This is a genomic window from Streptomyces sp. NPDC002138 (assembly GCF_040296485.1).
Taxonomy (GTDB): Bacteria; Actinomycetota; Actinomycetes; order Streptomycetales; family Streptomycetaceae; genus Streptomyces.
In genome coordinates this window covers 145,568-160,185 of record NZ_JBEOXE010000002.1, presented here as the reverse complement: position 1 = coordinate 160,185, position 14,618 = coordinate 145,568, and the positions used below count along the sequence as shown (strand labels likewise).

Here is a 14,618-nt window from a genome sequence, read left to right as displayed (position 1 = left end):
TCCGGGAGCCTCCCCAACTGCTTTGATCATTGCCAAGCAGTTTCGAGCACGCTCCGGAATCGGCGTGACATTCCCACGCTTCCAGCTCGGGGGCTTCTCGCCGGAACCCATGCACGTTTCCCTCCGCCGCGGTATCTCTGCCGGCGGACCACCGCCCCGGCCGCGGTCCACGACCCATCAAGTCATGGTCCGTTGTCGGACAGCACAACCGGTCGCCGAGCCAGACAGGCCGACGTCCGCTCCAGGGAAGGACCCTTCGTGAGCGACACCACCGATCTGATGGGCGCTGCCGACACCACTGTCGACACCAGTGCCTCCGCCGCGGGCGCCGCACCCAAGCGTCGCCGCTCCGGCACCGGCCTCGAGGGCATGGTCCTGGCCGAGCTGCAGCAGGTCGCGTCGGGCCTCGGTATCAGGGGCACCGCGCGGATGCGCAAGAGCCAGCTGATCGAGGTCATCAAGGAGACGCAGGCCGGTGGCGCCTCCACCGCCAAGGCCGCGGCCTCCGCCCCCGCCGACACCGCCGAGGCCAAGCCGAAGCGTCGTGCCACCAGCAAGGCCCGCACGGGCGAGGCCGCCGCCGAGGCGCCCGCCGAGAAGCCGGCCGCGCAGGCCCAGATCGAGATCCCCGGCCAGCCGGCCAGTGAGGACCAGCCGGTCGGCGAGCGTCGCCGCCGCCGTGCCACGGCCCCCTCCGGCAGCCCGGAGTCCGCGGCCCCCGCCGCGGCCGTGCAGGTCGAGACCAAGCCCGAGACCACGGCCACCGCCGTCGCCGCGCAGCCCGACGCCAAGGCCGAGGCGGCCACCGCCGTCTCCGGTCAGGACGCCGCCGAGGGCCGCACCCGCCGGGACCGCCGCGACCGTGGCGACCGCGCCGAGCGGGGCGACCGTACGGAGCGCCAGCGCGACCGCCGTGACCGCGCCAAGGGCGACGACCAGGGCCAGAACCAGGGTCAGGGCCAGCAGGGCCAGGGCCAGGGGCAGCAGCAGGGCGGCCAGGGCCAGCAGCAGGGCGGCGCCGAGCGCGCCGACCGCGGCGAGCGCCAGGACCGTCAGGACCGCCAGGGCGGCCGTCAGGGCCGTGGCCAGGGTCAGGGCCAGCAGCAGGGCGGCCAGGGCCAGAGCCAGGGCCGTCAGGACCGCCAGCAGGACAACGGTCCGCAGGACGACTTCGACGAGGACGGCCGCCGTGGCCGTCGTGGCCGCTACCGCGATCGCCGTGGCCGTCGCGGCCGCGACGAGTTCACCCCGAACGAGCCGCAGGTCGCCGACGACGACGTGCTGATCCCCGTCGCGGGCATCCTCGACATCCTCGACAACTACGCGTTCATCCGGACCTCGGGCTACCTGCCCGGCCCGAACGACGTGTACGTCTCCCTCGCCCAGGTCCGCAAGAGCGGCCTGCGCAAGGGTGACCACGTCACCGGTGCCGTGCGCCAGCCCAAGGACGGCGAGCGCCGCGAGAAGTTCAACGCGCTCGTGCGCCTCGACTCGGTGAACGGCATGGCGCCCGAATCCGGCCGCGGCCGCCCCGAGTTCCAGAAGCTGACCCCGCTGTACCCCCAGGACCGGCTCCGTCTGGAGACCGACCCGGGCGTGCTGACGACCCGCATCATCGACCTCGTGTCGCCGATCGGCAAGGGCCAGCGAGGCCTGATCGTGGCTCCGCCGAAGACCGGTAAGACCATGATCATGCAGGCGATCGCCAACGCGATCACCACGAACAACCCCGAGTGCCACCTGATGGTCGTCCTGGTCGACGAGCGTCCGGAAGAGGTCACCGACATGCAGCGGTCGGTCAAGGGCGAGGTCATCTCCTCGACCTTCGACCGCCCGGCCGAGGACCACACCACCGTCGCCGAGCTGGCCATCGAGCGCGCCAAGCGTCTCGTCGAGCTGGGTCACGACGTGGTCGTCCTGCTGGACTCGATCACCCGTCTGGGACGCGCGTACAACCTCGCCGCCCCGGCCTCCGGCCGCATCCTGTCCGGTGGTGTCGACTCGACCGCGCTGTACCCGCCGAAGCGCTTCTTCGGTGCCGCGCGCAACATCGAGGACGGCGGCTCGCTGACCATCCTGGCCACCGCGCTGGTCGACACCGGCTCGCGCATGGACGAGGTGATCTTCGAGGAGTTCAAGGGCACCGGCAACATGGAGCTGAAGCTCGACCGCAAGCTCGCGGACAAGCGCATCTTCCCCGCCGTCGACGTCGACCCCTCGGGTACCCGCAAGGAGGAGATCCTCCTCAACAGCGAGGAACTCGCGATCGTCTGGAAGCTGCGCCGGGTGCTGCACGCGCTCGACTCGCAGCAGGCGATCGAGCTGCTGCTCGACAAGATGAAGCAGACGAAGTCGAACGCCGAGTTCCTGATGCAGATCGCGAAGACCACGCCGTCGGGCAAGAACGACGACTGATCTCCGCGCCGCCGCACCAGCGACGACGACGCCGCCCCCGCCGGTCCTCCGGCGGGGGCGGCGGCGTTCCCGCCCCTGCGATGTTCGCCACAGGGGGCCCCGCGCGCACCCGGGCGGGCCTGCGCGGGGAACGCCGGGTAGCCGCTTCGTCACAGGTCGTTCATTGACGAACATCGTATGGACGTTCATCACTGAATGGTCACGTTCGCGTGGAACCCTGAGATCCGCTCCGCCGTCTGACACTGAGGACACGGGGAGCGGGAGGCGTCCGGACCGGGCCGCCGGTACACCGGGACTGAGGAGAGCATGAGCCAGGACAGCAGAGCCAGCCGCAGGCGTGCCGTGAGGCCCAGCCGCCGCAAACCGCCCACCAGCGGCCGCAAGGCCCTGCGGGTCACCGCCTGGACCGCGGCGGGCGTGCTGGTGCTCGGCGGGGCGGGCCTGGGCTACTACTACGTCAAGTTCAACGGGAACCTGAAGAGCGTGGACATCGACGCCGCGCTCGGCAAGGACCGCCCGCAGAACGTCGACAACGGCTCGATGGACATCCTCGTCCTCGGTTCCGACTCGCGCGGCGGCGCCAACGCCCAGTACGGCGCCGACGACGGCGGCTCGGCGCGCTCCGACACCGCGATGGTCGTCCACCTGTACGACGGCCACAAGCAGGCCAGCGTCGTCTCGATCCCGCGCGACACCATGATCAACCGGCCCGCCTGCACGACGAGCGACGGCAAGACGGCGAAGGCGACCTTCGAGCAGTTCAACGAGGCCTACACCGTCGGTGGGGCGAGCTGCGCGGTCAAGACCGTCGAGAAGATGTCGGGGATCCGCATGGACCACTACATCGAGGTCGACTTCACGGGCTTCAAGAAGATCGTCGACAGTCTGGGTGGCGTCCCGGTGACCACCAACAAGCCGATCAAGGACGACAAGGGCAGCCACCTCGACCTCCCGGCCGGCACCCACAAGCTCAACGGCGAACAGGCCCTCGGCCTGGTCCGGACCCGCAAGAGCGTCGGCGTCGGCAGCGACCTCGGCCGAATACAGCTCCAGCAGGCCTTCATCAAGGCACTGATCAAGCAGGTCAAGAGCATCGGGGTGTTCGACAACCCCAAGCGGCTCCTGGCCGTCGCGGACACCGCCACCAAGGCGATCACCACCGACAAGGGCCTCGGCGACGTGAAGTCCCTCATGGGCTTCGCCGCCGGTCTCCAGGGCCTCGGGGCCGAGAACATGCACATGGTCACCCTGCCGGTGATGGACTACCCCAAGGACAAGGACCGCGTCATACCCCTGGAGCACGAGTCCAAGCTCGTCTGGGACGCCCTGCGCGGCGACCAGCCGATACCCGCCGAAGCCACGCAGAACTCCGCGAACGACAAGAGCGGGGCGGGTTCGATCGTCCAGTAGGAATACCCGGGGCCCCCTCCCCGTTATGTGAGGCGTCCTGAATTTTGACAGGCGGCCCGGTCCTGGCAGACTGGTCCGTCGGCCCCGGTTCACGCAGCGCGCAATTCGGCCCCTGCGACCCGGCGCCCTCCCGATCTAGGAGACACCTTGAAGAGCGACATCCACCCCCAGTACGTCGAGACCCAGGTCAGCTGCACCTGTGGCGCGTCGTTCACCACCCGTAGCACCCTGACCGAGGGCTCCATCCGAGCCGAGGTCTGCTCCGAGTGCCACCCGTTCTACACGGGCAAGCAGAAGATCCTCGACACCGGTGGCCGCGTGGCCCGCTTCGAGGCCCGCTTCGGCAAGGCTGCCGGCTCCAAGTAGCGAGCCCAAGGCGCCGGTCTACGGCCGCCCCCAGTCCACTCGGGGGCGGCCGGACCGGCGCCTTTGTCGTCCTGGCCCCTTCGCGGGTGCCACAGCCCTTCCCGCAGCCCGTTCGTACTTTTCACCCCAGGAGCCCCCGATGTTCGAGGCGGTCGAGGACCTGATCGGCGAGCACGCCGATCTTGAGAAGAAGCTCGCCGACCCGTCGGTCCACTCCGATCAGGCCAACGCGCGCAAGCTCAACAAGCGCTACGCGGAGCTGACGCCGATCGTGGCCACCTACCGGGCGTGGAAGCAGACGGGCGAGGACATCGAGACGGCCAAGGAGTACGCCGCCGATGACCCCGACTTCGCCGCCGAGGTCAAGGAACTGAGCGCCCAGCGCGTCGAGCTGACCGAAAAGCTCCGCCTGCTGCTCGTTCCCCGCGACCCCAGCGACGACAAGGACGTGCTCCTCGAGGTCAAGGCGGGCGCGGGCGGCGACGAGTCGGCCCTGTTCGCCGGCGACCTGCTGCGCATGTACCTGCGCTACGCGGAGCGCGTGGGCTGGAAGACCGAGATCATCGACGCCACCGAGTCCGAGCTCGGCGGCTACAAGGACGTCCAGGTCTCCGTGCGCACCAAGGGCGGCAACGGCGCGACCGAGCCCGGCCAGGGCGTCTGGGCCCGCCTGAAGTACGAGGGCGGCGTGCACCGCGTACAGCGCGTGCCGGCCACCGAGTCCCAGGGCCGCATCCACACCTCCGCCGCGGGCGTGCTCGTCACCCCGGAGGCCGAGGAGGTCGAGGTCGAGATCAACATGAACGACCTGCGCATCGACGTGTACCGCTCGTCGGGCCCCGGCGGCCAGTCCGTCAACACCACCGACTCCGCCGTGCGCATCACGCACGTGCCGACCGGTGTCGTGGCGTCCTGCCAGAACGAGAAGAGCCAGCTCCAGAACAAGGAGCAGGCCATGCGCATCCTGCGCTCGCGGCTGCTGGCCGCCGCGCAGGAGGCCGCCGAGCAGGAGGCCTCCGACGTGCGCCGCAGCCAGGTGCGCACCGTGGACCGGTCCGAGAAGATCCGTACGTACAACTTCCCGGAAAACCGGATCTCGGACCACCGGACCGGCTTCAAGGCGTACAACTTGGACCAGGTGCTCGACGGCGACCTCGACTCCGTCATCCAGGCCTGCGTCGACACCGACTCCGCCGCCAAGCTCGCGGCCGCGCAGTAACCCCTTCCGACCGACCCGCCCGTACGACAGCAGCCCGGAGGACCAGCGTGCAGCCACCATCTGGGGGGCGACCCCCAGGCCCGCGCAGTTTGCTGCTTGCCGAGGTGGCCCAGGCCACTCAGCGGCTGGCCGGCGCAGGCGTACCCTCGCCGCGCTTCGACGCCGAGGAACTCGCGGCCTTCGTGCACGGCGTCAAGCGGGGGGAACTGCACCTGGTCAAGGACGCGGACTTCGACGCCCGCTACTGGGAGACCATCGCCCGCCGCGAGGCCCGTGAGCCCCTGCAGCACATCACCGGACGCGCCTTCTTCCGCTACCTGGAGCTCCAGGTCGGGCCGGGCGTCTTCGTACCGCGCCCGGAGACCGAGTCCGTCGTGGACTGGGCCATACAGGCCGTACGGGCGATGGACGTCGTCGAACCGCTGATCGTGGACCTCTGCACCGGCTCGGGCGCCATCGCGCTCGCCATGGCGCAGGAGGTGCCGCGCTCGCGCGTGCACGCGGTGGAGCTGTCCGAGGACGCCCTGCAGTGGACCCGCAAGAACGCCGACGGCTCGCGGGTCACCGTCCACCAGGGCGACGCGCTCAGCGCGCTGCCGGAGCTGGACGGCCAGGTCGACCTGGTGATCTCCAACCCGCCGTACATCCCGCTCACCGAGTGGGAGTACGTCGCCCCCGAGGCCCGCGACCACGACCCGGAGATGGCGCTCTTCTCCGGCGAGGACGGCCTCGACACCATCCGCGGCATCGAACGCACCGCACACCGGCTGCTGCGCCCCGGCGGCATCGTCGTCATCGAGCACGCCGACACCCAGGGCGGCCAGGTCCCGTGGATCTTCGCCGAGGAGCGGGGCTGGGCCGACGCCGCCGACCACCCCGACCTGAACAACCGGCCGCGCTTCGCCACCGCCCGCAAGGCCATGCCGTGACGAGCGCGCCCCGCCCTGTGCACACCCCCGCCACGATCACCCCGCACGAGGAGGCCCGCTGATGGCCCGGCGATACGACTGCAACGACGCGACGGACCGTAAGACGGGCCTGCGTGAAGCCGCATCCGCCGTGCGTCGCGGCGAGCTCGTCGTGCTGCCTACGGACACGCTCTACGGGATCGGCGCGGACGCCTTCAGCGCGGAGGCCGTCGGCGACCTGCTGGCCGCCAAGGGCCGGGGCCGCAACATGCCCACGCCCGTGCTCATCGGCTCGCCGAACACCCTGCACGGCCTGGTCACGGACTTCACCGAGCAGGCCTGGGAGCTGGTCGACGCCTTCTGGCCCGGCGCGCTGACCCTGGTGGCCAAGCACCAGCCGTCGCTGGCCTGGGACCTCGGCGAGACCCGCGGCACGGTGGCCGTGCGCATGCCGCTGCACCCCGTCGCGATCGAGCTGCTGACCGAGGTCGGCCCGATGGCCGTGTCCTCGGCGAACCTGACCGGTCACCCGGCTCCGGAGGACTGCGACGCCGCGCGCGAGATGCTCGGGGACTCCGTGTCCGTGTACCTGGACGGCGGGCCCACGCCCGGTATCCAGCCGTCGTCGATCGTCGATGTCACCGGGAAGGTTCCCGTCCTCCTGCGCGAGGGGGCACTGACCGCGGACCAGCTGCGCGAGGTCGTACCCGACCTCGAGGTGGCCCCGTGAGCCCTGAGGGGCGTGGCATAGCAAGGGCCGGGGGGGACGCCTTCCGCATACTCCACGTCAGCACCGGGAACGTGTGCCGCTCGCCGATCACCGAGCGGCTGACGCGCCATGCCCTGACCCACCGGCTGGGCGGGACGCCCGACGGCGGGCTGATCGTCGAGAGCGCCGGGACCTGGGGCCACGAGGGTGCGCCCATGGAGGCGAACGCGGCGGAGGTCCTCGCGGACTTCGGGGCCGACGCGAGCGGGTTCATCGGGCGGGAGCTGCTCGACGAGCACGTCATACGCGCCGACCTGGTGCTGACCGCTACGCGCGACCACCGGGCCCAGGTCATCTCGATGGGGCACTCTGCCGGGCTGCGTACGTTCACGCTCAAGGAGTTCACCCGGCTGGTCCGGGCGATAGACCCGGCCACGCTGCCGCCGATCGACGACGGGATGGCGGAGCGGGCGCGGGCGCTGGTGCGGGCTGCCGCGGCGCTGCGGGGGTGGCTGTTGGCTCCCTCGCCCGACGCGGACGAGGTGTACGACCCGTACGGCGCCCCGATCACGTTCTTCCGCTCGATCGGGGACGAGATCCAGCAGGCGCTGGACCCGGTGGTCACCGCCCTGACGGGCGTCAACGACCGCCACTGACCCCCACCCCGGGCTGCCCCACCCCCGGCGCCCGCCGCCGCCCCTGCCGCGGCCCCTGCCCCCCGAACCACTGCACGGCCAGGCCACTGCCTTCGCCGAGCCCTCAATCGCCGGGCAGGCTGGATGCGCTCGAGCCCCGGTCCCTGCGGCGCCGTGCGGCCGCCATCGCCTCCGGCGGCCCTCAATCGCCGGGCGGGCTTGATTCGCGCGAGCCCGAGCTTTGCCGCGCCGTGCGGGCCGGTGTCGCCTCCGGCGGGCCCTCAATCGCCGGGCGGGCTCGGTGTGGCTGGGCCCCTTTGCGTCCGCGGGCGTGGGGTGCGGGGTCGGGCTGGGTCGCCAGTGGGCGTTGAGCGGGGCGGAGGCGAAATCAGCCCCGCCGGCGTTTGAGGCGCCGCCGGAGGCGAACCGTTGGCCCGGGCGGCGGTTGCCGGGGCCGCGCCCCGGGTTGGGACGGTGTTTGGCTGGGGCGAAATCAGCCCCGCCGGCGTTTGAGGCGCCGCCGGAGGCGAGGGTGGCCCCGCGAAGGGTTGAGGCGCCGCCGGAGGCGAGGGTGGCCCCCGAAGGTTGAGGCGGCGCCGGAGGCGAGGGCGGTCCGTCCGGCGGTTGAGGCGGCGGCGGAGGCTGAGGTAGGCGCGCGCCGTGGCGGGGCCGCGCGGCCCCCACGCCCCACGGGCAGGAAAGGCGGGATGGGGTTCGCGGGCCTAGAGTGGCGGTACCCGGTCCATCCACCGCGTCGGAGTCGCGCCATGAGCGTCATCACCCAGCCGACGGACACCCTGCGCCGCCAGGATCCGCAGATGGCCGACGTCCTCGCCGGGGAGGCGCGCCGTCAGGCCGACAGCCTGCAGCTGATCGCCGCCGAGAACTTCACCTCCGCCGCCGTCCTCACGGCCCTCGGCTCCGCCCTCGCGAACAAGTACGCCGAGGGCTACCCCGGCGCCCGCCACCACGGCGGCTGCGAGTACGCCGACCAGGCCGAGCGGATCGCCGTGGAGCGCGCCAGGGCCCTGTTCGGGGCCGAGCACGCCAACGTCCAGCCGCACTCCGGCTCCGCCGCCGTCCTGGCCGCCTACGCCGCGCTGCTGCGCCCCGGCGACACGGTCCTGGCCATGGGACTCCCGTACGGCGGCCACCTCACCCACGGTTCACCGGCGAACATCTCCGGCCGCTGGTTCGACTTCGTCGGCTACGGCGTCGACGCCGCGACCGGCCTCATCGACTACCTCCGGGTCCAGGAGCTGGCCCGCACCCACCGCCCCCAGGCGATCGTCTGCGGCTCGATCTCCTACCCCCGCCACCCCGAGTACTCGGCCTTCCGCGAGATCGCCGACGAGGTCGGCGCGTTCCTGATCGCGGACGCGGCCCACCCCATCGGGCTCGTCGCCGGCGGCGCCGCCCCGAGCCCGGTCCCGTACGCGGACGTCGTCTGCGCCACCACGCACAAGGTGCTGCGCGGCCCCCGCGGCGGAATGATCCTGTGCGGTGCCGAGTTCGCCGAGCGGATCGACCGCGCCGTCTTCCCCTTCACCCAGGGCGGCGCCCAGATGCACACCATCGCCGCCAAGGCCGTCGCCTTCGGCGAGGCCGCGACCCCGGCCTTCACCACCTACGCCCACCGGGTCGTCGCCAACGCGCGCACCCTGGCCGAAGGCCTCCGCACCCGCGGCCTCGCGATCACCACCGGAGGCACCGACACCCACCTGATCACCGCGGACCCGGCCCCCCTCGGCATCGACGGCCCCGCCGCCCGGGGCCGCCTGGCCGCCGCGGGCATGGTGCTGGACACCTGCGCCCTGCCGTACGGAGACCAGCGCGGCCTGCGCCTGGGCACCGCGGCCGTGACCACCCAGGGCATGGGAGCGGCGGAGATGACAAGGATCGCCACCCTGTTCACGGCGGCCGTGACCGGCGGGGACACCTCCCGGATCAGGGCCGACGTCGCCGAACTGGCCCTGGGATTTCCCCCGTACGGGGAGTAACCGCCGCAAGCAGGGGGTAGTGCAACCGGTTCGGGGTCTCCTCGCGTCCTCTCTCATGGGGACATCGCGGCTAATGTGTGGGGCTGAGATGGCCGGCGATACATCTGGGGCAGCCCGTGCGTGAATATCTGCTGACGCTCTGCGTCACGGTGGCGGTGACGTACCTGCTCACCGGGCCGGTACGGAAGTTCGCGATCGCGGCCGGGGCGATGCCGCAGATCCGCGCGCGCGACGTGCACCGCGAGCCCACTCCGCGGCTCGGCGGCATCGCGATGTTCGGCGGACTGTGCGCCGGCCTGCTCGTCGCCGATCACCTGCCGAACCTCAACGGCGTCTTCGAGCGGTCCAACGAACCACGGGCCCTGCTCTCCGGAGCGGCGCTGATCTGGCTGATCGGCGTCCTCGACGACAAGTTCGAGATCGACGCCCTGATCAAGCTCGGCGCGCAGATGATCTCCGCGGGCGTGATGGTCATGCAGGGCCTGACGATCCTGTTCATCCCGGTCCCCGGCATCGGCACGGTCTCGCTCACCCAGTGGCAGGGCAATCTGCTCACCGTCGCGCTCGTCGTCATCACCATCAACGCGGTGAACTTCGTCGACGGCCTCGACGGTCTCGCCGCCGGGCTGGTCTGCATCGCCTCCGCCGCGTTCTTCATGTACTCCTACCGGATCTGGTACGGCTACGCGATCGAGGCGGCCGCGCCCGCGACCCTGTTCGCCGCGATCCTGATGGGCATGTGCGTCGGCTTCCTGCCGCACAACATGCACCCGGCGCGCATCTTCATGGGCGACTCCGGTTCGATGCTGATCGGTCTCGTGCTCGCCGCCTCCGCCATCTCCATCGCCGGTCAGGTCGACCCGGACGCGCTGGCCCTGTTCGCCGGTGGTGAGCGCAACGCGACGCACGCGATGGTGCCCGTCTTCATCCCGCTGGTGCTGCCGCTGACGATCATCGCCATCCCGGTGGCGGACCTGGTGCTGGCCATCGTCCGGCGCACCTGGAACGGCCAGTCGCCGTTCTCGGCGGACCGCGGGCACCTGCACCACCGGCTGCTGGAGATCGGGCATTCGCACAGCCGGGCCGTCCTGATCATGTACTTCTGGTCGGCGCTGATCGCCTTCGGGGCCGTGGCGTATTCGGTGAACTCCGCCTCGATGTGGATCGTGCTGATGATCGTCGCGCTGAGCGCGGTGGGGCTCGTACTGCTCCTGCTGCCGCGGTTCACGCCGCGCGCCCCGCGGTGGGCGGAGGGACTGGTCCCGCCCCGCTACCGGCGCTCCGAGCGCGCGGCCGAGGCCGCGGCGGAGGCGGCCGCCCTGGACACCTCGGGCGAAGAGCCCGAGCCGGCCCGGGAAGCGGCGCCGAAGGCCGTGGCCGGGGTCTCCGGCGTCAACGGCGCGACCGCCGTAGGCCCTCGTTCGCGGTTCCGGTAACCGGACCGAACGCCCTATATCAGACAGAACAGTTGGCTGTCGTGCACACACGGGCGGGTTAGCTCTCATGTGTGACAGTGAGCACACCTCACAGGTAAAGCTCTCATCAAATAGTTTGTGATACCGTTCACTAAACCCGGCGACAGAGCCGAAGGACCGTAGTGCGACGGTCCATTGGCCCGAGGCTCTCTCTCGGACCGGGCTTACGCTCGTCCTGCACGAGTCCCGAAAACCCCCACCACCACGCGGAGCCATGCGCCATGCGGTCTGATGACGCCCGATCCCTTCTGCATACCGCCGTACCCACTGCTGCCGTCGGCGCGATCGCCGCTGTCGTCAGCGGTGTCGTCGCGGGCGGCAAGGGAGCCCTCGGCGCCGTCGTCGCCACGTTGGTGGTGATCGTCTTCATGGGCATCGGCGTGCTCGTGCTGCAACGCACGGCGCGGTCGTTTCCCTATCTGTTCCAGGCAATGGGTCTGATGCTCTTCACGACCCAGATCCTGCTGCTCTTCGTCTTCGTCGCCGTGTTCAAGGACACGACGCTGTTCCATCCCAAGGCATTCGCGGCAACCATCGTCGCGGCGACCCTCGCTTGGATCGGTGCGCAGGCCCGCGCACACATGAAGGCCAAGATCCTTTACGTCGAGCCCGAAGCCCCCAAGGGCGGCAAGGGTGAGAAGCCCGAAAACACGGGGTCCTCGTCGTGAACGGTAGGGGCGGAATAAGTGCTCGTTCGAGATCCTGCTATCGTCCGGTGCCAACTGCGGCATCGCGGGCGCAGACATCTGAGCTGACGCCTGCTCAATCGCGAGGCTCAATGCCTGCAAGCTGCCGCCCCCACATCCGTATGACCAGTCCCGTGCCGAACCGCGGCTGTCCGCCGCGCCGACACAACGAGGTTGCCGTACCTATGCGCCACGCTGAAGGAGCCCGCGGTGAGTGCTGAACAGAACCAGCTCGCCTTTGACTGGAGCTGCCGCATCCTGTCTGACAACGGCTGTGGCTTTCCCGCTCCGGGCCTGAACTCCTTCCTCTTCAAGCCGCTCTTCACGGTCGGCGGGTATGAGTTCAACAAGGTGATGCTGCTTGCGCTGATCACCTCCCTGATCGTCGTCGCCTTCTTCTGGGCGGCGTTCGGCAAGGCGAAGGTCGTGCCCGGGAAGCTTCAGATGATCGGTGAGGCGGGTTACGACTTCGTCCGCCGCGGCATCGTCTACGAGACGCTCGGCAAGCGTGAGGGCGAGAAGTACGTCCCCCTCATGGTCTCGCTGTTCTTCTTCATCTGGATCATGAACATCTGGTCCGTGATTCCGCTCGCGCAGTTCCCGGTGTCGTCGGTCATCGCCTTCCCGATGGTCCTCGCGGCGATCGTGTACGTCGTCTGGGTCTCGCTGACCTTCAAGAAGCACGGCTTCGTCGGCTTCTGGAAGAACGTGACGGGCTACGACAAGTCGCTCGGCGGGGTCCTGCCGCTCGTGATGGTCATCGAGTTCTTCTCGAACCTTCTGGTCCGGCCGTTCACCCACGCCGTCCGACTGTTCGCGAACATGTTCGCGGGCCACCTGATGCTGGTCATGTTCACGGTCGCCTCCTGGTACCTGATGGGCAGCTTCATGATTCCGGCTGCCGGAGTCTCCTTCGTCATGACCGTCGTCATGATCCTCTTTGAGCTTTTCGTGCAGGCCGTCCAGGCGTACGTCTTCGTACTGCTGGCCTGCTCGTACATTCAGGGCGCTCTCGCCGAGCAGCACTGAGGCAATCCCGCCGCCCCCGCATTACCCCAAGTCGCCCGATGGCCAACCCCCATCGGTCCGTGAAAGAGAAGGAAGAACCGGCATGTCCGCTCTCCAGAACCTTGCTGCTGAAGCTGGTGTCCACGGCTCCGTCGGCTCCATCGGCTACGGCCTCGCGGCCATCGGCCCCGGCGTCGGCGTCGGCATCATCTTCGGTAACGGCACGCAGGCTCTCGCCCGTCAGCCCGAGGCTGCCGGCCTGATCCGCGCCAACCAGATCCTCGGCTTCGCCTTCTGTGAGGCGCTCGCTCTCATCGGCATCGTTATGCCGTTCGTGTTCGGTAAGTAATCACTTCTTACTGACCACTGTCGACGAAAGGCACTGATGTGATCGCCAACCTGGTTCAGCTGGCGGCCGAGGAAGAGCAGAACCCGCTCGTTCCCGCCGGCCCCGAGCTGCTGATCGGCGCCATCGCCTTCGCCATCGTCTTCTTCTTCTTCTGGAAGAAGCTCCTCCCGACCATCAACAAGGTTCTGGAAGAGCGTCGCGAGGCGATCGAGGGCGGTATCGAGAAGGCTGAGGCCGCTCAGAGCGAGGCTCAGAGCGTGCTGGAGCAGTACAAGGCCCAGCTCGCCGAAGCCCGGCACGAGGCCGCGCGTCTGCGCCAGGACGCGCTGGAGCAGGGCACTGCGCTCAAGGAAGAACTGCGCGCAGAAGGCCAGCGGCAGCGTGAGGAGATCATCGCTGCCGGTCACGCCCAGATCGAGGCCGACCGCAAGGCCGCGTCTCAGGCGCTGCGTCAGGACGTGGGCAAGCTCGCCACCGACCTGGCCGGCAAGCTCGTCGGCGAGTCCCTCGAGGACCACGCCCGGCAGAGCCGCACGATCGACCGTTTCCTCAGCGAGCTCGAGGAGAAGGCCGAGGCGGCCCGATGAGCGGATCGAGCCGCGAGGCACTGGCCGCCGCGCGCGAGCGTCTCGACGCGCTGACGGACAACACGTCCGTCGACGCGACGAAGCTCGCCGGTGAGCTGGCTGCCGTCACCGTGCTGCTCGACCGCGAGGTCTCGCTGCGTCGGGTCATCACGGACCCGGCGCAGTCCGGCGAGGCCAAGGCCGAGCTGGCCGGCCGTCTGCTGGGCGGCCAGGTGGGAGGGGAAACCCTCGACCTGCTGTCCGGCATGGTCCGGTCCCGCTGGTCGCGGTCGCGTGACCTGGTGGACGCCCTCGAGGAGCTGGCGGACACCGCCGACCTCACCGGCGCCCAGCAGGCGGGCGGGCTCGACGACGTCGAGGACGAGCTGTTCCGGTTCGGCCGGATCGTGTCCTCGAGCACCGAGCTGCGCGCCGCGCTGACCGACCGGTCGGCCACCGCCGCCGCCAAGAAGCAGCTGCTCCACACCCTGCTCGGTGGCAAGGCGAACGCCGTCACCGAGCGCCTGGTCGAGCGACTTGTCACGCACCCGCGTGGACGTAGCCTGGAAGCGGGACTCGAGTCCCTTTCCACGCTCGCCGCCGGGCGCCGCAACCGCAGGGTCGCCACGGTGACCACGGCGGTTCCGCTCAGCGACGTGCAGAAGCAGCGTCTCGGCGCGGTGCTGGCCAAGCTGTACGGCCGCGAGATGCACCTGAACCTCGACGTGGACCCGACGGTCCTCGGCGGGATCGTGGTGCGGGTCGGCGACGAGGTCATCGACGGCACCATCGCGGACCGCCTCAGCGAGGCGTCCCGCCGCATGGCCGGCTGACCAGCCGACCAAAAGAACGATGTAGTCCTAGCGGCCCGG

At 70.2% G+C, this 14,618-nt stretch carries 14 protein-coding genes; all 14 read left to right on the top strand.

Features of this window, described 5'->3' with window-relative positions:
• Positions 1–258: 258 nt before the first annotated feature.
• Complete coding sequence (rho, locus tag ABT084_RS01805) at positions 259–2,415, top strand: transcription termination factor Rho (RefSeq protein ID WP_351037666.1); 2,157 nt, start codon at positions 259–261, stop codon at positions 2,413–2,415.
• A 306-nt stretch (positions 2,416–2,721) separates the two neighbouring features.
• Positions 2,722–3,825: an LCP family protein gene (locus ABT084_RS01800; RefSeq protein WP_351037665.1), complete on the top strand. Its 1,104-nt coding sequence runs from the start codon at positions 2,722–2,724 to the stop codon at positions 3,823–3,825.
• Positions 3,826–3,972: 147 nt separating this feature from the next.
• Positions 3,973–4,191: a 50S ribosomal protein L31 gene (gene rpmE, locus ABT084_RS01795; protein ID WP_330332652.1), complete on the top strand. Its 219-nt coding sequence runs from the start codon at positions 3,973–3,975 to the stop codon at positions 4,189–4,191.
• 139 nt (positions 4,192–4,330) lie between these two features.
• Positions 4,331–5,410 (top strand): peptide chain release factor 1, encoded by a 1,080-nt coding sequence (gene prfA, locus ABT084_RS01790; RefSeq protein ID WP_351037664.1) that lies wholly within the window; start codon positions 4,331–4,333, stop codon positions 5,408–5,410.
• Between the two features lie 47 nt (positions 5,411–5,457).
• A complete protein-coding gene (gene prmC / locus ABT084_RS01785; RefSeq protein ID WP_351037663.1) occupies positions 5,458–6,339 on the top strand; it encodes a peptide chain release factor N(5)-glutamine methyltransferase in 882 nt (293 codons plus the stop codon).
• Between the two features lie 61 nt (positions 6,340–6,400).
• Complete coding sequence (locus ABT084_RS01780) at positions 6,401–7,048, top strand: L-threonylcarbamoyladenylate synthase (RefSeq protein WP_283448545.1); 648 nt, start codon at positions 6,401–6,403, stop codon at positions 7,046–7,048.
• Complete coding sequence (locus tag ABT084_RS01775; protein ID WP_351037662.1) at positions 7,045–7,683, top strand: arsenate reductase/protein-tyrosine-phosphatase family protein; 639 nt, start codon at positions 7,045–7,047, stop codon at positions 7,681–7,683. The genes ABT084_RS01780 and ABT084_RS01775 overlap by 4 nt, the downstream gene beginning before the upstream one ends.
• 746 nt (positions 7,684–8,429) lie before the next feature.
• On the top strand, positions 8,430–9,662 hold the full coding sequence (glyA, locus tag ABT084_RS01770; protein WP_351037661.1) for a serine hydroxymethyltransferase: 1,233 nt from the start codon (positions 8,430–8,432) through the stop codon (positions 9,660–9,662).
• Positions 9,663–9,778: 116 nt separating this feature from the next.
• Entirely contained in the window at positions 9,779–11,098 is a 1,320-nt protein-coding gene (locus tag ABT084_RS01765; protein ID WP_351037660.1) for an MraY family glycosyltransferase, read from the top strand.
• Between the two features lie 260 nt (positions 11,099–11,358).
• Positions 11,359–11,805: a Cg1360 family ATP-synthase-associated protein gene (locus ABT084_RS01760; RefSeq protein WP_351037659.1), complete on the top strand. Its 447-nt coding sequence runs from the start codon at positions 11,359–11,361 to the stop codon at positions 11,803–11,805.
• 228 nt (positions 11,806–12,033) lie between these two features.
• Complete coding sequence (atpB, locus tag ABT084_RS01755) at positions 12,034–12,852, top strand: F0F1 ATP synthase subunit A (protein WP_502968809.1); 819 nt, start codon at positions 12,034–12,036, stop codon at positions 12,850–12,852.
• 82 nt (positions 12,853–12,934) lie between these two features.
• The gene (locus tag ABT084_RS01750) at positions 12,935–13,180 is read left to right on the top strand and encodes an ATP synthase subunit C-like protein (protein ID WP_351037658.1); all 246 of its coding nucleotides are present in this window, start codon (positions 12,935–12,937) and stop codon (positions 13,178–13,180) included.
• A 38-nt stretch (positions 13,181–13,218) separates the two neighbouring features.
• Entirely contained in the window at positions 13,219–13,767 is a 549-nt protein-coding gene (locus tag ABT084_RS01745; protein WP_351037657.1) for a F0F1 ATP synthase subunit B, read from the top strand.
• Positions 13,764–14,579, top strand: coding sequence for a F0F1 ATP synthase subunit delta (locus ABT084_RS01740; RefSeq protein ID WP_351037656.1), 816 nt, complete (start codon positions 13,764–13,766; stop codon positions 14,577–14,579). The genes ABT084_RS01745 and ABT084_RS01740 overlap by 4 nt, the downstream gene beginning before the upstream one ends.
• The last annotated feature ends 39 nt before the right edge of the window (positions 14,580–14,618 follow it).